This is a genomic window from Lysinibacillus sp. G01H (assembly GCF_028872195.1).
GTDB lineage: Bacteria > Bacillota > Bacilli > Bacillales_A > Planococcaceae > Lysinibacillus > Lysinibacillus capsici.
Genome location: NZ_CP118397.1, coordinates 3646730 through 3669059, shown reverse-complemented (window position 1 = coordinate 3669059; position 22330 = coordinate 3646730). Strand labels below are relative to the sequence as shown.

At 38.6% G+C, this 22330-nt stretch carries 18 protein-coding genes and 1 pseudogene; 15 read left to right on the top strand and 4 right to left on the bottom strand.

Annotation, left to right across the window (positions count from 1 at the left end):
• Nucleotides 1-578: 578 nt before the first annotated feature.
• Complete coding sequence (locus tag PSR12_RS18690; protein WP_221681243.1) at nucleotides 579-1640, top strand: S-layer homology domain-containing protein; 1062 nt, start codon at nucleotides 579-581, stop codon at nucleotides 1638-1640.
• 40 nt (nucleotides 1641-1680) lie between these two features.
• Here PSR12_RS18690 and PSR12_RS18685 read toward each other — a convergent pair whose 3' ends face one another.
• Complete coding sequence (locus PSR12_RS18685; RefSeq protein ID WP_255601410.1) at nucleotides 1681-2367, bottom strand: ZIP family metal transporter; 687 nt, start codon at nucleotides 2365-2367, stop codon at nucleotides 1681-1683.
• A 207-nt stretch (nucleotides 2368-2574) separates the two neighbouring features.
• Between PSR12_RS18685 and PSR12_RS18680 the strand changes: the two are divergent.
• From PSR12_RS18680 to PSR12_RS18670, 3 genes and pseudogenes are all read left to right on the top strand, one after another.
• Nucleotides 2575-2804, top strand: a pseudogene (locus PSR12_RS18680) (alcohol dehydrogenase catalytic domain-containing protein); the annotation flags it as partial.
• Between the two features lie 254 nt (nucleotides 2805-3058).
• Complete coding sequence (locus PSR12_RS18675; RefSeq protein WP_221681245.1) at nucleotides 3059-4747, top strand: FAD-dependent oxidoreductase; 1689 nt, start codon at nucleotides 3059-3061, stop codon at nucleotides 4745-4747.
• Between the two features lie 133 nt (nucleotides 4748-4880).
• On the top strand, nucleotides 4881-6494 hold the full coding sequence (locus tag PSR12_RS18670) for a GNAT family N-acetyltransferase (RefSeq protein ID WP_221681246.1): 1614 nt from the start codon (nucleotides 4881-4883) through the stop codon (nucleotides 6492-6494).
• Between the two features lie 39 nt (nucleotides 6495-6533).
• On the opposite strand, the gene PSR12_RS18665 is transcribed toward PSR12_RS18670, so the two are convergent.
• A complete protein-coding gene (locus PSR12_RS18665) occupies nucleotides 6534-7151 on the bottom strand; it encodes a 3-ketosteroid-delta-1-dehydrogenase (protein ID WP_221681247.1) in 618 nt (205 codons plus the stop codon).
• 225 nt (nucleotides 7152-7376) lie between these two features.
• On the opposite strand from PSR12_RS18665, the gene PSR12_RS18660 reads away from it, so the two are divergent.
• The 9 genes from PSR12_RS18660 to PSR12_RS18620 all read left to right on the top strand — a co-directional run bounded on the left by PSR12_RS18660 (nucleotide 7377) and on the right by PSR12_RS18620 (nucleotide 17259).
• On the top strand, nucleotides 7377-8978 hold the full coding sequence (locus tag PSR12_RS18660) for a Na/Pi cotransporter family protein (RefSeq protein WP_274773495.1): 1602 nt from the start codon (nucleotides 7377-7379) through the stop codon (nucleotides 8976-8978).
• Nucleotides 8979-9046: 68 nt separating this feature from the next.
• A complete protein-coding gene (locus PSR12_RS18655) occupies nucleotides 9047-9496 on the top strand; it encodes an SACOL1771 family peroxiredoxin (protein ID WP_221681249.1) in 450 nt (149 codons plus the stop codon).
• A gap of 141 nt (nucleotides 9497-9637) precedes the next feature.
• On the top strand, nucleotides 9638-10273 hold the full coding sequence (locus tag PSR12_RS18650; RefSeq protein WP_221681250.1) for a sugar transferase: 636 nt from the start codon (nucleotides 9638-9640) through the stop codon (nucleotides 10271-10273).
• 10 nt (nucleotides 10274-10283) lie between these two features.
• The gene (locus tag PSR12_RS18645) at nucleotides 10284-11414 is read left to right on the top strand and encodes a glycosyltransferase family 4 protein (protein WP_221681251.1); all 1131 of its coding nucleotides are present in this window, start codon (nucleotides 10284-10286) and stop codon (nucleotides 11412-11414) included.
• A 1-nt stretch (nucleotide 11415) separates the two neighbouring features.
• Nucleotides 11416-13089, top strand: coding sequence for a GNAT family N-acetyltransferase (locus PSR12_RS18640; protein WP_221681252.1), 1674 nt, complete (start codon nucleotides 11416-11418; stop codon nucleotides 13087-13089).
• Nucleotides 13070-13816 (top strand): hypothetical protein, encoded by a 747-nt coding sequence (locus tag PSR12_RS18635; protein ID WP_004228201.1) that lies wholly within the window; start codon nucleotides 13070-13072, stop codon nucleotides 13814-13816. Before PSR12_RS18640 ends, PSR12_RS18635 begins: the two co-directional genes overlap by 20 nt.
• Before the next feature lie 4 nt (nucleotides 13817-13820).
• A complete protein-coding gene (locus PSR12_RS18630; protein ID WP_221681253.1) occupies nucleotides 13821-14813 on the top strand; it encodes a polysaccharide deacetylase family protein in 993 nt (330 codons plus the stop codon).
• A 451-nt stretch (nucleotides 14814-15264) separates the two neighbouring features.
• Entirely contained in the window at nucleotides 15265-16257 is a 993-nt protein-coding gene (locus PSR12_RS18625) for an agmatinase family protein (RefSeq protein WP_221681254.1), read from the top strand.
• 114 nt (nucleotides 16258-16371) lie between these two features.
• The gene (locus tag PSR12_RS18620; RefSeq protein WP_221681255.1) at nucleotides 16372-17259 is read left to right on the top strand and encodes a 5'-3' exonuclease; all 888 of its coding nucleotides are present in this window, start codon (nucleotides 16372-16374) and stop codon (nucleotides 17257-17259) included.
• 90 nt (nucleotides 17260-17349) lie between these two features.
• Here PSR12_RS18620 and PSR12_RS18615 read toward each other — a convergent pair whose 3' ends face one another.
• Both PSR12_RS18615 and PSR12_RS18610 read right to left on the bottom strand, forming a co-directional pair.
• Nucleotides 17350-17853 carry a C39 family peptidase gene (locus tag PSR12_RS18615; protein ID WP_274770075.1) on the bottom strand — a complete coding sequence of 168 codons (504 nt, stop codon included), beginning with the start codon at nucleotides 17851-17853 and terminating at the stop codon, nucleotides 17350-17352.
• 56 nt (nucleotides 17854-17909) lie between these two features.
• Nucleotides 17910-18254, bottom strand: coding sequence for a thioredoxin family protein (locus PSR12_RS18610; RefSeq protein WP_081010969.1), 345 nt, complete (start codon nucleotides 18252-18254; stop codon nucleotides 17910-17912).
• Nucleotides 18255-18607: 353 nt separating this feature from the next.
• Between PSR12_RS18610 and PSR12_RS18605 the strand changes: the two genes are divergently transcribed.
• A complete protein-coding gene (locus PSR12_RS18605; RefSeq protein WP_221681257.1) occupies nucleotides 18608-20992 on the top strand; it encodes a 3-hydroxyacyl-CoA dehydrogenase/enoyl-CoA hydratase family protein in 2385 nt (794 codons plus the stop codon).
• 49 nt (nucleotides 20993-21041) lie between these two features.
• A complete protein-coding gene (locus PSR12_RS18600) occupies nucleotides 21042-22214 on the top strand; it encodes an acetyl-CoA C-acetyltransferase (RefSeq protein WP_221681258.1) in 1173 nt (390 codons plus the stop codon).
• Nucleotides 22215-22330: the final 116 nt, after the last annotated feature.

Genomic DNA, 22330 nt, shown 5'->3' with positions numbered 1-22330 from the left:
ACAACCATTACCATTAGGAAATCTCATTGCATGTAATATTATGAGGTTAGGCCATGACATGGAATAGCCAGCTACTAGCTTATGAAGGACAATATATCAATAGGTAAGCATTCGGAATCAATTCAGATAAAGTGTTCACTTTTTTCAGTGAACCGATTAATGCATGAATACATATAATCACCAATAGGGTAGAACCTAATAGCCAGCTGATTAATTTGATACCCAACTGCATACACGATCATTAAATTGAATTAGATGGGTAGATCTTATTTAAGGAACGGTAAGCATTCTAAGCACCTATTAATATAAAGACAAAAAAATATTTTAGAACTAATCATACAATGTGAGAACATTTGTATGATGTATATTTACATATTTTGTTATAAATGAGGGAATTACTCTATAAAAATTTAATCTGTTTCTTTATTGGATTCTTCACCATTCAAAAATAGAAATAGGGAAATTATAACATATTAAAATAGGACTTTTATATAATTATTGTACAATTCCCATATTTTTATAGATTTACAAACCGTTGTTTTAGTACACTGAATCTATGAATCGAAGGGGGAAAAACAGTGAAGAAAATAATGTTAGCTGGTGCACTGAGTATTGCATGTTTTACAGGAGGGTTTGGTGGACAGGCGTATGCACAGGATGTAGTAAATGTGGCAAATATAATTCATCCAAAGCAGAATGTTGCAGCCACTAATCAGTTACAAGCCATGTCCTATCAAGATATTTATAAAATGCTTTTGTTATCTAAAATTGGCTTTGAAAATAATGAAGTCACGATTGTTACAACAAAAAATAGTATTACAGTAAAAATTTCATTAGAGGCGATTCTTCAATCGTACAAAGATGGTACAAACCTCTATCCAGAGGGAGAAAAAGAGTTTAAGGAAAACTATGAAGAACTGAAGAAGTTATTTGGGCAGGCAATTCAAATAAAAATTACACAAACTAGTAATGGCTATAAGAGTGAAGTATATACAGCTGGCAAATGGGAAGCAGTTAGTGCAGAAGATTTAAATGATATGGTACAGGTATTTGCCCGTGCCGACGTTGAGTTAAAAGCAGGTGGATATTTCAAGGATGGTATTGGTCATTGGGCTGAAAGCTATATTCAGTTACTATATCAAACAGATATCATTAATGGGACAACAGCTACTACGTTTAATCCAAATGGACAAGTGACGCGTGGAGAACTTGCGGCTATTATTTTCCGTGCATCTGGCTTAAATGTGAATGAAGATTATGAGGGTCCTGCATCTTATACTGATCTTAATGGTTTCTGGGGTGCTAAGGAAGTAGCGATTCTTGAAGAGTATGGCTTAATCGATATTTTCAATGGTGAAAAATTTGAGCCGAAAAAGCCCGTTACGCGAGAGGAAATGGCCTATATTACTGCTAGGTATTTAGAAGGTATGGAAGTGGATGTTGCGCAAGTGAGCAAAAACAATTCATTCACAGATAAAAATCAAATGCGTCAAGAAACAGTAGAGGCTATTGGTCTATTGCAACATCTAGGTATTTTAAATGGTACGAATGGTAAATTTAATCCAAAAGGTAATCTTACTCGGGCAGAGGTTTCTAAAATTTTAACGCTTACTTTAATGCTAGTTAGTGAAGAAGAATAAAAAAGGAAAGGGATGTCTCTTGTGCGGAGACATCCCTTTGTTATTCAACAAGTATATGGAACATATAGCTTAGGAAATAACCTAGAAATAGATACATAAAAAATGCTTTAATTGAGACTTTCTGTAGCTGATGCAAAATGAATTCAGAAATACTAGCTGTAGCAATCAATCCTATCGAAATGCCCATTAAGATCCCTTGTACTTTGTCTGGTAAAGCCCAATACTGACCAAACCAGATGAAAATACTAAAGAAAATGGAGAAGATAAAGAAATAAATGAAAAGTCTCCAAAGCCTTTCCCCTTGAGAGATGAGCGCAGTAGATAGTGCAAATCCCTCTGGAACATGGTGAAGAATAATGGAGGCTGTGAGAGAAATACTTAATGCAGCATTTCCAAGTAAATTTCCAACAGTGAGACTAATAGGGATTGTATGGATAATCATAGCTAGTGTTAATAGAGAGACAGAGGGATTTTGTGTATGAGAAGCATGAAATAAGGTATCTAGTAGTTGAAAGATAAAATAACCAATAAAAATACCTAATATAATCCCAAATGATTGATAGATTTGAAAGGAAGAGGGGATGATATCTAGCACAAGCAGGCCTACTAAAAAACCTCCGCACAATAATGATAATCCCTGTGTTGTATGCTGAAATAGCTTAGAGAAAATCCAGGCAATCGCGCCCCCAATGCTCACACTGAAAAATAGAAAACCGCCAAGTATCATTGCACTCACCTGTAAAATTCCTCCGCCCTATCATCAACTTAATGTCTTTATCAAACTATATGCTAAGTAGAAATGAATATGCTTGACATTGATTTGCCTGCATAAAAACGATAATGATAAAGATGTGCATACTGCAGGTTAGCGAAGGAAAGAATAGAGTCGAAAATCTATGCTTTTTGTGATGATACATGCAAAGGGAGTTTTGTCGTGAAAGCTGTAACATATCAGGGAATTAAAGATATAGAGGCCCCAACTATTAAAAAGAAGGACGATATTATTGTGAAAATTACTTCTACTGCTATTTGTAAGTCCGATTTGCACATTTACCAAGGATATTCCCCCACATAAGGATTATGTAATAGGTAGGAGTAGCTGTGACAAAAGTGAAAAAGGGAGACAGTGCCATCTTGCCATTTAATGTATCGTGTAGAGATTGTAATAATGGGATCGACAGAAATCATTACACATCAATTGCCATTAGAAGAAGCAAATAAGGCCTATGAAATATTTGGTGGACGGGAAGATAACTGTATAAAGGTGATTCTAAAACCTTAAATGGAGAGTAAGTATGCGCCTTTTTTTGTGGAAAAATAGGGAATGGTTTAAATTGACTGAATATTGGTTTAATTCTATACTTTTTAATAGAAAGGACAGATTCATCGATTATGCTCATATAGGGAGGAATGGTTGAATGAAATGGGATGCAAGTTATGATGTAGTAGTAGTAGGCTCTGGTGCAGCGGGATTGACAGCAGGTTTAACAGCAAAGTTACAAGGAATGAAATCATTAGTGATAGAAAAAACAGATCGCTATGGTGGTGCTTCTGCTATTTCAGGCGGTGCCTTATGGGTTCCTAATAATCATATCATTAAAGGTGCAGGTGTCCCAGATACACATGAACTTGCACGCCAATATCTTGATTCAACAATCGGTGATCGTGTGCCAGAAGAGCTAAAGGAAGCTTATATTACGAGAGGGCCTGAAATGTTACGTTTTTTATACAATAAAACAAAGCATATGCGCTTCCAATATGCAAAAGGCTACTCGGATTATTATCCAGAAAAACCAGGTGGCTTGTCACAGGGACGCTCCATTGAACCACTTATTTTCGATTTAACAAAAATGGGCTCTTTAGCAAATTCTATGCGTCGTGCATCTCTATCAACAAAAGGCTTCACGATGAATAGCTACGAGTTTCATAAAGTGAATATGATGACACGGACGCTAAAAGGTAAAACTACTGCACTGAAATTAGGGGCGCGTTTAGTCAAGTCAAAAGTGACTAAGAGCGATCCAGTAGCATTAGGAGAAGCTTTAATTGCACGTTTACGCCTCTCCCTTGCAGAAGCAAATGGTGAGCTTTGGCTATCTACGGCCTTTAAAGATTTCATTATGGGCAAAGGAAGAGTAATTGGAATTATTGTGGAACGAGATGGACAAGAACTTAAAATTGAGGCAAAGAAAGGTGTTGTTCTGTCATCAGGTGGCTTCTCACATAATCAGACACTTCGGGAAAAGTATTTACCAAGTCCTACGAATGCTGCATGGACTTCTTCTCCAGAAGGTCAAACAGGTGACATCCTTGAACCTAGCGTAAAAATTGGTGCAACGTTGGATTTAATGGACAAAGTATGGGGAGCACCTTCTGTTATTGATCCACAAGGACATCCATTCTTTCTTGTGGCAGATCGTGGCGTGCCCAATATGATTGTAGTGGATAGTGCAGGGCACCGATTTGTCAATGAAGCAGCTCCATACCATGAATTCGTGGATACGATGTATAAGCATCAAGAGGTCACAAAGCAGGCTATTCCTTCTTGGATATTAATTGATGCCTCAGCCAAAAGTCGCTATATTTTTACAGGATTGTTCCCAGGACAGGCATTCCCGAAAAGTTGGTTTGAGCATGGAGTTGCCAAAAGTGCGGATACGATTGAAGAGCTTGCCAAACAAATGGATGTGCCAGCGGAGAGCCTAGTAGCAACGGTGAATCGTTTTAATGACTTTGCGCGGCACGGACACGATGATGATTTTTATCGAGGAGATAGTGCCTATGATAATTACTACGGGGACCCGACACTACCAAACCCAAATTTAGCAGAAATCAAGAAAGCACCATTCTATGCATTGCGTCTTTATCCTGGAGACATCGGCACAAAAGGTGGCCTCGTAGTGGACAAATATGCTCGTGTAATAAAGGAGAATGGCGAACCCATTGAAGGGTTGTACGCTTCTGGCAATTGTTCAGCATCTATCATGGGGGAAACGTATCCTGGCCCAGGCGCAACCATTGGGCCTGGGATGACACTAAGCTTTGTGGCGACAGCACATATGGCCAATGCAGTGACAAAAGATGAGGCATCACTTGTAAACGTGTAAATGAAACGAAGCCCTTCCTTTCTAATAAGGAGGGGTTTTTACGTTGGTGTAATGTTCTAATACTTTCTTGCTAGGAATATAGTGGCTACTAAATGTATGGCGATGATCATGTGAAAAGGAGCGATTTAGTTCATTGCTAGCTTATAAACTCATCACGACTATCGAAGAGTTAGAGCCCTATCGGAGCACTTGGTCAGAGATTCTGGAAAGAGAGTATAATAATAACCCTTTTATTGAGTACGAATGGATTTCAACTTGGTGGACAACGCTCGGGATTCATGACAATGTCAAGATTTACATAGTGGAACATCAAGGTAGAGCAGTTGCCTTTTTTCCGTTAGTGCATTCTGTACGTTTTGGTACAATCCATTATTTCAGCTTTTTAGGACAAGGTTTTGCGACCTATATGGAAGTGATCGCTGACAAGGAGTGGTTAGAACCTTCCATTACGTTTCTTTTGAAGGAGTTTTCACGAAAATATAAGCGTTATTTAATCGTGTTACATGGATTATTAGAAAGTAAAAATACCTCTCAAGAATTAGAAAAATATGCGATTGAATATCAGATGCCTCATTCGATTTTTCGAACTGTCACATCTTATATTGATTTTCAAACCATTCCTATGGAAACATTTCTAAAGAGGCATCGCAAGAAATTCAAAAGCCTTAAACGGCGTGAAAACAAATTAAATTCACTTGGTCATGTCGTCTTTCAGGAAGTAAATCACAAGCATCTACAAGACATGTTTACGTTATTCCAGAGAAGATGGCAAAAGAAAATTGATAAAAGTGGCTTTACCGAAAAGCAAACTCGTCTATTTTATGAGCAACTAGCTAAAACCAACAGCAAGGAGCTTCGCGTAGAAGTTGATAGCTTACAATTTGAAGGTCAGTGGATTGCTTTTACAATTGACCTATGCTGTAGAGAGCGCAATTTTTGTCAGGCAATGGGCCATGAGCCAGATTTTAATCTATTTGGTCCAGGACGCCTCATTGAAAAAGAAAATATGCTAAAAGCACATCAAGCTGGCTATCGTTATTATGACTTAGGAAGTGGCTATGAGCCATATAAGTTTGAATGGTATACACATATTGATTTTACTAGGAAATTTGTGATGAGTACAAAAGGAGTTAAAGAGCGTAGTATTCGATTATGGATGGTCATACGTGATCGCCTAAAAGGGCTATTAACGAATAATCATCAGCTAGTAAAATTGAAGCGAGACCGATTAGGAGAACTACGTTATTTTCTGAAGCATGCAAGCATGAAAGATTGGCTAAGAGCGGTTACAAAAATGTTCCAACGAATGCTAGCCATTCATATTTTAGACGTTTATATTGCAGAGCAACAACAGAATAACGGAAATGTGAGATTTCAAGAATTATCAATGAAGGACATCATGACAATGAAGGATCGAGCGACAAATGTTACAGATTTCTATAAGGGCTATCGACTCTTTGCAGATAGCGATCATGTCATCTATAAGCGACACGATAAAACGGTAGCGGAAGAAACGGTTAACTATACCTATGAGCTGTCAGACAATATGTCGTTTATAAAAGAATATGATAGCCTGCGACTAGAGGAGATTGTTGCAGATGTGCAGCGGGACGGGAGAGCAGTCTGTACAATAGCCCCGTGGTATAAGAGATACAGACGAAGAAAGCTCATGCAGGCAGGCTTCCATAAAGTAGCTAAAATCAATATAATAAAGATTTTCAAGTGGCAAAAAATATACCATATCTAAATAACAACACCCTCAGCAAAATATGCTGAGGGTGTTTCATTAAAAATGAATACCAGGTTTATCAATTAGCTTGCAGCCTGTACCATACTTGGCTTTTAAGGCACCTTTGAAAAGAGTGTGTTCCAGCTCTGGGAATGTCTGTTTCCAAAGTTCAAAGACATTATGGCTCGATGCTTTGCCGTCCTTTGTTAGTCGCGCAATATGGAAGCCATATTCATCATTACAGCGAGCCAATGGGCGGTTTTCTCTTACTGTAATAATTCGACCGCTTGTCGTCATTTCATATAAGCCCTCATAGCCAGCAATCGCACGGCTTTCTTCCTGTCCTTCAACTAAAGGCTTTTCTTCATATGGTGCTATTTTTTCCTCTGTTGTTGCTTCCTGTTCAGAAGATTGAGTTTCTTTAGCACTGTTTCCTGCTGGTAGTTGTTCAACAATCACAAAATCTTTCTTAGAAGCTTTATCGCTCATTGTCGCCATCACGTTCATGATAGAGCCTACATAGCGTAATGGTTTTTCTCTTCCTTCTTCAAAAACAAAAATATTATACTCGGTTTTATTAATCTTTTTCATAATAATATTACCCGTTGTAATAGTAAAACCGATGAATTTGTTCTTTTTAAGTGCCTGTATTGCTTCTTGCTTTGTTAAAATCATTTTGAAAATCTCCTAAAGAATTATTTATTCTATTCTACCATAAAAATTATCACATTGTTTTTCGTAAAATAATGGTTGATTTTGTACAATGCAGGGAAATATCCCTATTTTCTCAAATTTAATAATGGTACTATTAAGAATGTTTGGGGAATAAAGCTCCTTTAAAAAGGAGTCTTTCATAATAGAGATACAATTTTAGTAGGGAGTGTTGATAGGTTGATCAATGTGCTTGGGGGCATCGGTTTATTTTTACTTGGAATGACGATGCTAACAAACGGTTTAAAGGAATTGGCAGGAGATGCCTTGAAAAAATGGCTCAATCGTTTTACAGGTGGGACCATTAGCTCGGTATTATCTGGTACATTTATGACAATGCTTGTACAATCCTCCACGGCCACGACCTTGATTACGATAGGTTTTGTCAGTGCTGGACTTCTCACATTTGTCCAATCGATTGGCGTTATTATTGGCGCCAATATCGGGAGTACGAGTACTGGTTGGATTATTTCATTAATCGGCTTTAAGATCAATATGCAGACAATGTCCTTGCCTTTTATTGCGCTTGGTGTATTTGTTCAATTGCTCGCACCACGTGATTACAAAGCAATTGGAGGGCTAGTGACTGGTTTTGGCTTATTATTTTTAGGCATTGATGTTCTTCAGGGAGGAATGGCTGCGGTACAAGATAAAATTCCATTCGATGCATTTAGTGCAAATTCTATTAGTGGCAAGCTAATTTTAATTGTTTTGGGTCTTATCATGACGGTTATTATGCAGGCTTCTAGTGCTGCAATAGCAGCCACTTTAACAGCTTTATATGCAGGTGCCATTGATTTTGAACAGGCTGCTTATTTAGTCATTGGTCAAAATATCGGGACGACAGCTACAGCGTTATTTGCTGCGATTGGTGCATCAACAGCTGCAAAACGAACAGCTGTGACACATGTAATGTTCAATGTAGTCACTGCTATACTAGTGACATTCGGTGCAAGGTTTATGTTTGCACTTACAGAGTTCGTCACGAAATCCATCAATGGTAGCTTTGATGAAACACTGGGCATTGCTGTTTTCCATACATTATTTAGTGTGATTGGCGCGATACTCTTTGTGCCATTTGTTCGTCCTTTTGCAAAGGCCATTGAAAAAATGATACCTGAAAAAGGAAGTTATTTAACTCGTAATTTAGATAGTAGTGTTGCCAAACTACCTGGGGTTGCTGTAGAGGTATCCTTTAATACATTACAAGATATTACTAAGGAAATGACTAAAGTACTCGTTTCTCTTATTCAAGGAAAAAAACGCACAGCTGAAACAGACAGTAGATTGGCTCAAATAGATGAGGCAATCGAAAAAACACGTTTATTTATGGATGCTATCCAATCTTCCTCTCAAAAAGAACGGTATAAGCATATTGCCCTTTTACATGCTTTAGACCACTTATATCGTTTGTCAAAGGCATTACGTGAGCAACATCCAAATGCCTTTCAATTACAGGAGACATTAACCCAAAAGTGGTTAGAGGTATTGGAAAAAGTACTACTAATCATTGATGAGGATGAACGTCTACCTGAGATTGCTAACTTGCTTGAGGTTACTTCCTCTGAAATGGCTGCGGTGCGTCGTGATAAACGAAACGCATATTTTGAGCATACTGTTGAAAATGTGGTAGAGTTAGAGACAGCCGTATCGAAAGTGGAGACTTTGCTGTGGATTGATCGACTTGTCTATCACTATTGGCGTACGACCGCTCGTCTTGCAGAGTACCAAACCGTGACTAAGAAAGGTCGTCATATTGACACAGAAAAAAATACAGTAACAGTTGAATAAAAGGAATGCTCGTCTTACGTTTGTAAGCGGGCATTTTTCTTCGCTTCACAAATAAAGGAGGATCTAGAATGGTTCAGCATAAATTTACAATGGACTTAACTTGGTCAGAAGGAAGAAACGGTACAGGAAATATCAAAGCTAGTAATTTGCAAACACAAATTTCTATTCCTCGGGAAATGAATGGACCTGGCATTGGTACAAATCCAGATGAAATGCTGTTAGGGGCAGCTGCAACCTGTTATTTAATTACACTAGCTGCTTTATTCGAAAGGTCAGAAATAGCTGTGCTGGAATTATCCATGCAGGCACACGGATTTGTTAGTGTAGAAAATGGCATTTTTACGTATGAAAAAATTGTGCATAAACCGACTATTATTGTGCAAGAGCTAACAGAACATCTTGAAAAAAGACTTCTACGCTTAACACATAAGGCAGAACAAACATGTATGATCAGTAAAGCATTAAAAGGTAATGTTGTGATTGAATGTGATGTTCAAATTTTTGAAGCAAGCATATAATAAGACAGCAAGAGTTATTCAGCAAGTAACGCTGATATAACTCTTTTTTTCATAAAATAAGCACTTTTTCTAAAAGAGTTCTAGAAATGTTCAAAATGAATATATAGAGTTAAGTGCTAAAAAAATGCAAAGGATGATGTATTGCACGTTCAGACAGCTCAGAATCTCACATTCTATGGTCAGTACGGCAAAAGAATATTTGATATTATTGGGGCATTATTTTTGCTTTTTATAACGATACCTCTAATGCTAGCTATATTCCTCATTTTACTCATAACGACAGGTCGCCCCATTTTTTTTAAACAAATCCGAACTGGCCTCGATCATCACCGCTTTGTGATTTGGAAGCTACGAACAATGTGTATTCAGGCAGTTCCAGTCAATATGCCGACTATTTGTGCTGATGGAATCCCTGATGATTATTATTTTAAAACAGAGCAAGATACACGCATCACAAAAGTGGGCGCTATTCTTCGAAAACTCAGTATTGATGAAATTCCACAACTTTTAAATGTGTTAAAGGGTGATATGAGCATTGTAGGTCCACGTCCTGAGGTACCAACGATCACGAATGCATATAATTCCTTACAGGCTCGGCGTTTGGAGGTAAAGCCAGGATTAACAGGCCTCGCTCAAATTAATGGTAGGTCGAATATTTCACATGGACAAAAAATATCATATGACATTGAATACGTTGATCATTATTCCTTTTGGTTGGATGTCCAAATTTTGTTGAAGACAATTTATGTTGTAGTTACACGCACAGGTGCTTATTAAAAAATAAGGAGTGGCCATACTGAAGATCGTTCAGCTTATTACACGAATGGATAAAGTTGGAGGTGCGCAAAAACATGTGGAGGCACTTGCTATCCACTTAAAACAGGATGGGCATGATGTCACAGTAGTGACGGGCTCCTATCAACCATCACTGTGGCGCTTACAAGAGCATAAAATTCCTGTTATCAGTATATCTGCTCTTCAACGGGCTATTCATCTAGCGAAAGATTTTCAAGCATTTTGGCAATTAAGAGCCGTTTTCAAACATCTACAACCAGACGTTATAGCCACCCACTCCTCTAAGGCTGGTGTGATCGGTCGCGTAGTTGGTAGGTTGTTAAAAATTCCAACTATTTTTACAGCGCATAGCTGGAGCTTTACAGAAGGTGTTCCTTACAAGAAAAAGCTATTCTATCAACGGATGGAAAGATCTATTCAGCCATTTACGACAAAAATTATTACGGTGTCTGAATATGATCGGGAACTAGCACTAATGAAAAAGGTCGCTCCTGCTCATAAATTGCTGACTATTCACAACGGCATTGACCCTATAGAGAGAAATGAGACAACTGAAAAGATATGCATGGAGCAGCCAGTCATTGTCATGGTTGCTCGTTTTGAAGTGCCTAAAAGACAAGATGTCTTGTTAAAGACTTTAGCGGAACTGACGGATATCCCTTGGCACCTTCAATTGATTGGGGATGGTTCTCTGCGTCCAGCTTTAGAACATTTCGTTGAACAAAATGGTTTATCAAATCGTGTAACATTTTTAGGTAATCAATTAGACGTTCATTCTTATCTGGAGAAATGCCACCTATTTGTTCTGTTATCAGATTGGGAAGGCTTGCCGATTTCGATTATTGAAGCGATGCGCGTAGGTCTTCCTATTATTGCAACAAATGTAGGTGGTGTGAAAGAGCTTATTAATGATCATGACAATGGGTTTTTAGTGGAGCGAGAGAATAATGAATTATTGAAGAAGAGGCTGCATCAATTATTAATGGATGCTCCTTTAAGAGGGGAAATGGGGACGGCCAGTGAGCAGCGTTATTTACAGTACTTCACCTTCACCCCCATGTATCAAAAAACATTACTGGTTTATCAACAGGCTGTTTCAGAACTAGTGAAGAAAGGGGATTAAATTGCAATTAATTCGCATTAGAACTGATGATGAGCTTATGTGGTACAAGGAAATTTGGGATGCCATTTTAGAAGAAGAGAACAATGATAATCCATTTATAGAATTTGCGTGGTTTTATAATTGGTGGCAAATTGTAGGACGGAAAGAGCGTGTAGAGCTTTACGCCATTGAACATGACGGGACGATTAGGGCCTTTTTTCCTTTTACAGTGTCTATTCGTTGGGGGATAAGGGTGTATGCTTTTGCGGGAGAAAACATCGCCAATTATACAGGGGTTGTGGCTAAAAAGGAATGGTTACAGCAAGTTACAACCTTTGTATTTGATGAGCTGATTAAAAAGCATCGGCATATTCTTTTTTCCTTGCATGGGTTATTAGAAAGCAAGGTGTCTACTAAGATCTTAGAGCAATACTTTGTAGAAAGACAATTACGTACAAGCCTGTTCCGAGTTGTGACACCCTATCTTGCTTTTTCAGAAATTGATTTTCAGCGGCATTTCAATCAACGTCGAAAAATGCATGGCGTTAATCGACGAGAACGAAAACTTAGAAATTTAGGCTCCTTAGAACGACGTGAGCCTTCACAGGACGAGCTTTGGCAAATGTTTCGGTTATTTGATCGACGATGGGCAAAAAAACTAGATACAAGTGGCTTTACAAAAGGCAAGAAAAGAGATTTTTTTGAGCGTTTAACGATGCTTAAAGGTGAGGCGTTACAGGTAGAGGTCGATGCACTTGTCTTTGAAAACCAGTGGATTGCTTTTACCTATGGATTATGCTGTCGTGGCCGCTATGTAACATATGCTCTTGCGCATGAGCCAACTTTTAATTTATTTGGTGCTGGTCGTATAGTCACTCAGGAAACCATCCAGCGAACGTTTACTGCTAACTATCGCTTATATGATATGAGCATAGGCTATGAGTCTTATAAATTTGACTGGCGCTCCGACATTGATTTTACCAGACAGATGCTTGCTAGCAGCGGTACGAAACGTACAAATCTACTGGCAGGTTTTTTATCGTTAAAGCAAAGGCTCAAAGAATTTATGAAAGGGAACCAACGAGTCGTAGATTGGAAGCGTAACACACTGGGCCATTTACGATACTTAGTAAAGTATGGAAAGGTAAAAGATTGGCTAGAATATGGACAACAATTCGTAGAAAAATTTATTCGTTTGAAACAAGTGGAGCTGTATGAATTATCCCCATCAGAGGACGTATCACCACAGCAACCTGTCGGAAACTTATTTGAAGAAATGTCGATTCAGGAAGCGATGCAGCTTGATCAGGAAAAAGTCATGGCCCTCCTTTATAAGGGCTATACGATTTATAAAGACTCCTTTGCGGAAACGAATAAGCTGGCGTTTGCATTACATGCCACAAACTGGCGAGTGGATTCAATGCAAATTGTAGAAGCCTTACCGAAACAAACCTATTTTTTAGCCTATGATGTTTTCAAACAAATCGATATTATTACAGCTTTTTTACGGAAAATAAAACCAGCACAAACATTGTGGATAACGGTAAGTTTTTGGCAATGGCGCAAGCGCAAGCGCTTAGTACAGCTAGGCTATAAACCTATTTCTCGAATGAAACATTATAAAATTGCTCGTTTTGAGCGACACCGTGTAGAAAAATATACAGAGAGTGGGGGCGATGTACATTCTGTCCATTAAAAGTAAGCGATGGAATATCGCAATGCAGCATTTTTATTTTCTAGAAAAGCCAGCCAATTTTCGAAAGTCTATGAAAGTTGTAGGCTATACGCATTCATTAGTACCAAGTCGGAAGCTTGTAAAAAGCGAAACGATTCACATTTCTTTGCAAGAGCATGAGCTTTCATTGTATTTAGCACTGTCTGAAGGGAATCGTAAAATCTTACGACGTGCCCAAAAAGAATCCTATCAAGTCATTTTGTATAAAGAGCCATCCATAGAAAATTTGAAAGCCTTTCAGCAATTTTACAATCAATTTGCCAAAAGAAAAAAAATTGAAGCAATCAGCAAGTCGCAAATGGAAACGATTCTGCTCCTCAATGAACAGGGTGCATTATTATTATCAGAGATCCAGAGTTTTTGTGGACAGACATTATGTTATCGATTAGATATTGTGCATGAGAAAAAAGCGATGTCTTATTTCGAGGCAACATGTCATGGAACGGCATTGCCTGCACAACTAAAACGTCCTTTCCGTTATGCAAATCGGTTTTTAATTTGGCATAATCTGCTACACCTAAAGGAGCAAGGTTTTGTCTTATATGATATGGGAGAATTAACGGACAATCGAAATGTACGAGCCTTTAAATTAAGCTTTGGTGGCCAGGTTGTTCATGTTTACTCAGGCTACATTATCCAATCAAAAATACGTGCACTACTACTAGGTGTGCAAAAATGGAGGAAGTAGCAACATGAATGGTGGGGGTCTCGTTATTTCATTAGATTTTGAGCTGAATTGGGGTGTCCATGACGTATTTCGTTATGGCCAATACAATAAAAACCTATATGGTGTACGTAAAGCCTTGCCCAGGATACTAGCGTTATTTGAGCAATATGACATCCATGCAACTTGGGCTACAGTTGGATTATTGTTTGCTGAATCAAAGGCAGAAATGGCTCATTATTTGCGAGGTATCCCTGTGAAATATGAAAATATGCGCTTTGCAGCACATACACAGCTAGCAAAAGTTGGCGAAAATGAACAAGAAGATCTACTGCATTTTGGTAAATCCTTACTAGAGGAAATTAAACGTACACCACATCAGGAAATAGGAAGTCATACCTTTTCTCATTTTTATTGCTTGGAGAAGGGCCAAACAGAAGCTGCCTTTTGTGCAGATTTACATGCAACCAAAACAATTAGTGACGGTTATACTGCGCCCATGAAATCCATTGTCTTTCCTCGTAATCAAGTAAACAAAGACTATTTTACAGCATGTTTAGAAGCGGGGTATGTTTGTTATAGAGGCACTGAAAATCATATGCTATATGACGCGCAAACGTTTACGAAAAAGGGAAGACTTTTAGGTGCTAAGAAGTGGTTAGATAGCTATTGGAATATAACTGGTCATCATATAGCCACCCTGGAAGAAATGCAAGAGGAGCAACTGATTAATATTCGATCAAGTGCTTTTTTAAGACCATACTGTAGTCCATTGCGTATATTCGAAAATTTAAAAGTAAAGCGAATAAAGGAAGGCATGCTCAAGGCTGCACAGGCACAAGCCTTTTATCATTTATGGTGGCATCCTCATAATTTTGGCAAGCATATTGATAAGAATTTGGCGATGCTAGAAGAACTATTAAGTTATCATCAAGAACTGCGTAGTCAATATAATTTTCAAAGCTATTCCATGTATGAGGTAGCGGAACTTTGCGATAGCCTTTCGAAACAGCAGAAGTAGACGAAATGGAAGAGTTCTCTGCTTGAGTAAGAGAGATTTCTGGACGAAGAGTTGGTAAAAAAGAGGTTCGCTCTCTGAAGAGTATTGACAGTGCTCGCACAAGAGAGAAAGCCACTCATAAAGAGTCTCAAAGGAATCACAAAAGAGTGGTACCCGCTCATTAAAAGTGTCAAAGCGCTCAAGGTCGGTGAACAACACTCAAAAAGTTGAGAAAAGCCACAATCTCCTAACAAAAGAAACATGCAATTTCTGAGCAAACTGATTTCAAGTTTGCTTTTTTTATTTGCTCAAAAGAATATTTTCAATAAAAGAGAAAAAAAGAAAAACTTTGACGAAAATCATTGGACGAATGGTACTATTACTATAAAGAAAATATGTTAGGACATTTACAGAGGAGCACCAATTGATTTAGGTCAATTGAACTTGAAAGGAAAAGAGAAGAAGGTGGTAGATGAATATGTTTACACAGTCAGAATGCCAATGGAGGCAGGAAAATGGATCAGCTATGCATCAGTGGATAAAGCAACAAACAAATCCGAATCCGAATGAGGTGGATATTGTCGTATATGGCGCTCTTTTATCATATGCCAATGGTGCGTCATCAAAAGCGCAATACCCAACAGCCTTTCGTAAGGCTTGGCCAGGGTTTCAATCGTATAATTTAGATGAGCAGGTGAATTTACGTGCCCTTTCAGTTGTGGATATCGGGGATGTCGCGATTCTAGAAAATGATAGAATGCTTTCGGAATCTGCCATCGAGGCTGCTGCGGAAAATTTAAGTATAGCCTTTCAAAGAAGTTTTACTTGTTTGATAGGGGGAGATCATACTATTACCGCACACTCCATAAAAGGTATAAAAAATGCCTTTCCACAAGATCGCATTGGCATCATTCAGATTGATACGCATTTAGATGCAAGAAACCAAGAGGAAATTGGTTTAGCGCAAGATTCTCCAATTCATCAGTTAATTGCAGCAGGGATTGTGGAGGGGAGACATGTCTATAATGTCGGTTTGCATGGCTTTTTCAATTCACCCGAAATGATTCATTATGCTAAAGAACAAGGCATTCATATGATTACGTTAAAACAAATGCGACGTGATGGTATTCAACTCACAATACGTGAAATGCTGCGTCAGCTTATGTATGAAGTAGATCGCATTTATGTGTCAGTGGATTTAGATGCACTTGATATTGTATTTGCCTGTGATGTTCCTGCAGCCTCACCTGGTGGTTTAACGGCTTATGAGTTATTTGATATCCTCAAGCTTATTGGTGAAAATGAGGGTGTTCGTCATATTGATTTTGTTTATGCTGATCCTAAAGAAGGTATACTACGTCCAGAAACTGTTAAAATCGGTGTAACTGCATTTTTACAATGGTTAACAGGCATTCAGCTAGATCATCGTAATCGTATCTCGAAAAAAGGAAAGGTTATGTTGTAAAGCAAGAGTATTTCCGAGTATTAACAATGCTGATTTTTAAAAGTTTGCTATAATGTTTAAGTAGAAAACAATAAATAAATACAAACTTTGTATTGTAATAGAGAGGAAATTATTATGACAACAAAACCAAAATTATTGATTGTCGACGGTATGGCTCTGTTATTCCGTTCTTTTTTCGCTTCGGCTGCTATGGGGCATTTTATTCGCTTGGCAGATGGAACACCAACGAATGGAGCCCAAGGGTTTGTGCGACATGTTCTAACAGCACAAACTATTATGAAGCCAACACATATGGCTGTTTGCTGGGATATGGGCGCACACACATTCCGCAATGATTTATTTGATGGCTATAAAGCGAATCGCCCAGCACCTCCAGAGGAAATGCTACCACAATTTGATATGGCGAAAAATTTATCGCAGCAAATGGGCTGGCAAAATTTCGGCGTGAAGGGCATGGAGGCAGATGATTTAATTGGCTCCATGATAACGAAATGGCAGGACGAGGCAGACATTACGGTCATTAGTGGTGATAAGGATTTACTTCAGCTTTTAAGACCATCTACAGAAATTGCGTTTATGAAAAAGGGCTATACAGAATATGATATTTATACACACGCTCGCTTTAAAGAAGAATATTGTATTGAACCATCACAGTTTGCACAGGTGAAAGCTTTTATGGGTGATTCAAGTGATGGCTACCCAGGTGTGAAAGGGATTGGTCCTAAACAAGCATTAACGCTTATTCAAACATATGGCTCAATAGACAAAATCCTGGTATCTCTCGGTGAATTGAAGCCAGGTCAAAGAACAAAAATTCAAGATAATTTAGATATGTTGCAGCTATCACATGAGCTTGCAACGATTCAAACCAATGTACCAATTGACGCTGATTTTACAAGCCTTGTGTTACCAACTTACGAACCACATATTTTTAAAGCAATAGAAGAGCGTGGCTACACGCTAATTGCCAAGCATGCCCGTTCTTTGTATTCGCTTATTTAATCAATCATCGCAGAGTATAGTCATATGCTCTGCTTTTTTTATTGTAAGGAAAAGAATAGAGAGCAAATAGAAGGTTAATCGATATTTGCTCTAGTAAGGAACCATTTTCACGAAGGATAATACCTTTTCGTTGTCTTTATAGAGAGCCTGTCGTATTTGGCTATCACGATGTGGACCACCATTATCATGGAATATTAGCCATAGCTTATCATTTTTTATCTCATAGCCAATAAGCGGTACCCAATGATAAGCAAAGGTTGATTTTTTATCTCGCCACTGAAGGCTAAAATAGCGATCAAAACGCATAGCAACTGGTCGACCTGCATCAATTTCCTGTAGAGCTTCCTTTAATGAACAAGTTCGAATATCCCACGTTGGAAGCAGTTGACGAAGATGGTGTATCAGTCTCCATTTGAATAAGCCTATTTTTGTACCACCAAGCAGTTTATATAGCTCATTAATGGAAGGAGTTGACTCATTTAAAAAATTTAAGATGACATGAATGGTAGTAGGTCCACAGGCAGAATTGCGATAGCTTGGTGCAATGGAAATCTCATATTGTGAAGCCCCTCGTAGTGCCAATTGGTGACGCATAATAAACTCCTTTCAAAAAGAGCTGCATTTCAAGAAGAAATGCAGCTCTCTCGCCATTATTGTTGAGCAGATAAAAATTCTGTTACTTGCTGAGGTGTTTTTGCATTTGCACTATGTAAGTGTGCAAGTTTTTCACCATTTTGGAAAATCAATAGGCTTGGAATTCCCATAACATCGTACTTATCAGCGATTTCTGGAAGTTCGTCACGGTTTAGCTCATACCAGTCATATTGGTTGTACTCTTCAATGATTGGATCGATGAACATATTCATACGTGTGCAATCAGGGCACCAGCCAGCATAAAATTTCACTAAAACTTTTTGGTCGCCAGCGATTAATTCGTTAAATTGTTCTGCAGTAGTAATAGTTTTCATTAAGTATTCACTCTCCTTGCTTTCCATTCTACACATTTTTCTCGCAATCTGAAAGTTTTCTGTTTGGCCGTTTCAATCGCTACTTCTTGTCCTCTTTTAGCTCGTTAAAAACAAAAAAAGATGTATACTGCAAAAATAATTGTTGAAAAAAGATTGCTAAATTAGACAAAATAATCTACACTAAAAACAGAAAAGTAGTTTTATCTTCATTCATTGAGAAGTGTCGTTTTGGAACGAAGATAAACCTTAGTCGTGCTTGGTTGAATGGAGGGAATCTCATTCAACAAAAGGACAAAAAATTTACTAAGGTACACTTGATATTTTTTTGGCCAAAAAATGAATGGCTATTCATTCAATGGGAGAATAAGGGGGAATTGCTTGTGACTTACAACATTAAAAAAGCAGCTGTTCTAGGTTCTGGGGTGATGGGCTCTGGAATTGCAGCACATTTAGCAAATATCGGTATACCAACATTACTATTGGATATTGCACCAAAGGAACTAACGCAAGAGGAAGAAGTAAAGGGCCTTTCTTTAGAGCATCCAGCTGTTAGAAATCGTATTGTAAACGGAGCTTTGCAAAAGTTATTAAAGCAAAAGCCAGCACCACTTACTTCTAAGAAAAATTTATCACTACTATCAGTTGGCAACTTCGAGGATGATTTAGGGAAACTAAAAGATGTAGATTGGATTATTGAAGTTGTTGTAGAAAACTTATCAATTAAACAAAGTCTGTACGAAAAAATTGATGCAGTTCGTTCACCAGGAACAATCATTAGTTCAAACACATCTGGTATTAGCATTAATGCGATGGCAGAGGGACGTTCAGATGATTTTCAAAAGCATTTTCTTGGCACACACTTTTTCAACCCACCTCGCTATTTAAAATTATTAGAAGTGATTCCTGCCAATACAACTGCTCCTGAAGTAGTTAGCTTCATGAAAACGTTTGGGGAAGATGTGCTTGGTAAAGGTGTTGTACTTGCAAAAGATACACCAAACTTTATTGCCAACCGCATTGGAACATATGGTTTACTTATCACTTTACAGGAAATGTTAAAAGGTGGTTACTCTGTTGGTGAGGTAGACTCTGTAACAGGTCCGCTTATCGGCCGTCCAAAGTCTGCAACTTTCCGTACGCTAGATGTAGTTGGTTTAGATACATTCATTCATGTAGCGAAAAATGTTTACGATCAAACAACAGGTGAGGAGCAGCAAGTATTTGCAGTACCTGAATTTTTACAAAAAATGGTCACGAACGGTTGGTTAGGTGCAAAATCGGGTCAAGGTTTCTTCTTAAAACAAGGAAAAGAGATACATGAGATTGATCCAGCAACCTTAACGTATAGTCCAGCCAAAAAATTAAAAACACCTTCTATTGAAATGGCAAAACAAACTCGTGGATTGGCCAATAAAGTGAAGGCGTTAACCTATGCAAAGGATCGTACAGGCGAGCTATTATGGGGGATTTTTGCACCAACGCTCCTTTATTCTGCACAGCTACATGGGGAGATTGCAGATGATATCGTAGCCATTGATAACGCGATGAAATGGGGCTTCGGTTGGCAACAAGGGCCATTTGAGATTTGGGATGCTATAGGCGTAAAAGATTCTGTGGCGAAAATGGAGGCTGAGGGCCGAGAGGTACCTGTATTTGTCAAAGAGATGTTAGCAAATGGCGTGGAGACATTCTATACAGAATTAGACGGAGATTTAGCTTACTATAATGGTTCACAATATGTGAAAGTGCCAGTCAATGAAAAAGAGATTAATTTAAAACGTTATAAGAAAAAGCATGGTGTGATTAAATCAAACACAGGTGCTAGTTTAATAGATTTAGGGGATGGAATTGCATTACTTGAGTTCCATTCGCAATCCAATGCAATCGGTTTGGATATTATCCAAATGATTAACTTTGCGGTAGATGAAGTAGAGGCTAACTATAAAGGCTTAGTCATTGGTAATCAGGGGAAAAACTTCTGTGTTGGGGCTAATCTAGGAATGATTTTAGTAGAAGCACAGGATGATAATATATTTGAGCTAGATTTCGTCATTAAGGCATTCCAAGATGCTATGCAGAAAATTAAATATTCACGTAAGCCTGTTGTAGCAGCACCGTTTGCCATGACATTAGGCGGGGGAGCAGAGGTTTGCTTACCAGCTGCACATATTCAAGCAACAATGGAAACATATATGGGCTTAGTGGAAGTAGGGGTTGGATTAATCCCAGGTGGTGGCGGAAATAAAGCGCTCTATCAAAAATTCCTCAAGGGCTTACCAAACGGCGTAGAGGTAGACTATCAACATATTGCTAATAAAGTATTTGAAACAATTGCGATGGCGAAGGTTTCAACATCTGGTGAGGAAGCACGTGAAAATAATTTCCTAAACTTTGCGGATGGTATTTCAGTTAATCCAGATCATCAATTGTATGATGCGAAGCAGGCGGCATTAGCACTTTACGAAGCGGGCTATCAACCACCTGTACCAACTAAAGTGCCAGTGGTCGGTGCATCAGGCTATGGTACATTACTCATCGGTGCGCAAGGGATGTTTGAGTCAGGCTTTATTAGCGAACATGATTTAAAAATTGCTAAAAAATTAGCTTATGTTATTGCAGGTGGAAAGGTTCCGTACGGCACATTAGTCGATGAGCAATATTTATTGAACTTAGAGCGTGAGGCATTCCTTAGTCTTGTTGCTGATCCGCTATCACAGCAAAGAATGCAACACATGCTGTTAAAAGGTAAACCACTTCGTAACTAATTGACGAAATAGATCAATCTTGCACATGAAACAAAGGGGGATTAATACGATGCGTGAAGCCGTTATTGTAGCAGGAGCACGAACTCCAATTGGAAAAGCAAAAAAAGGTTCTTTAGCAACAGTAAGACCAGATGATTTTGGTGCTGTTGTAGTCAAGGAAACATTGAAAAGAGCAGGCTATGAAGGGCCAATTGATGATTTAATTTTAGGCTGTGCAATGCCTGAAGCAGAGCAAGGAATGAATGTAGCACGTAGTATTGGGGCACTTGCTGGATTACCAGATACAACGCCTGCTCTGACAATTAACAGATTTTGCTCATCAGGTTTACAGGCAATTGCCTATGCAGCAGAGCGAATTATGTTAGGACACTCAAAGGCAATTCTTGCTGGTGGTGTAGAATCCATGAGTATGGTGCCGATGGTAGGGAATACACCACGTTTAAATCCGACTTTAGCAGAAACGGCTCCACAATATTATATGGGCATGGGGCATACAGCTGAGGAAGTAGCTCGTCAATATAATGTTAGTCGTGAAGACCAAGATGCTTTTGCTGTTCGCTCGCACGAGCTTGCTGAAAAGGCAATTAAAGAAGGTAAATTCAATGATGAAATTGTACCAATCGAAGTGGAACAGCATTACGTAGACGATAACAATAAACCACAGGTGAAAAAATTCACATTTAGTATGGATGAAGGTGTACGTCCAGGTACATCAGTTGAAGGTTTGGCAAAATTGCGTCCAGCTTTCCACGTAAAAGGCAGTGTAACGGCGGGGAATGCCTCTCAAACTTCTGATGGTGCAGCAGCTGTACTAGTAATGGATCGTGAAGAAGCTGACAAGCAAGGACTGACACCAATGGCAAAATTCCTAGGCTTTGCAGTTGGCGGTGTACCTCCTGAAGTAATGGGGATCGGGCCTATCGTGGCAGTGCCAAAAGCGTTGGAAATTGCAGGTTTATCCATCGAGGATATTGATTTATGGGAAATCAATGAAGCGTTTGCTTCACAGTCATTACAAGTGGTACGTCATTTAGGCATCGACCAAGAGAAAGTCAATGTCAATGGTGGAGCGATTGCATTAGGTCACCCACTAGGCGCAACGGGAGCTATTTTAACATTAAAGCTAATTCATGAATTGAAGCGTCAAGGGAAGAAATATGGCGTAGTGACAATGTGTATTGGTGGCGGCATGGGTGCTGCTGGCGTATTTGAAGTTCTATAATTTTTGCTAGATCAGCTTGAGGTGTACAGTTTACGGTTGCCTCCGAACATTGTATACGTCAAGCTTTTCTATATATGATCATTAGGGGAATCAACTAACAAAAAGATATATTGGGA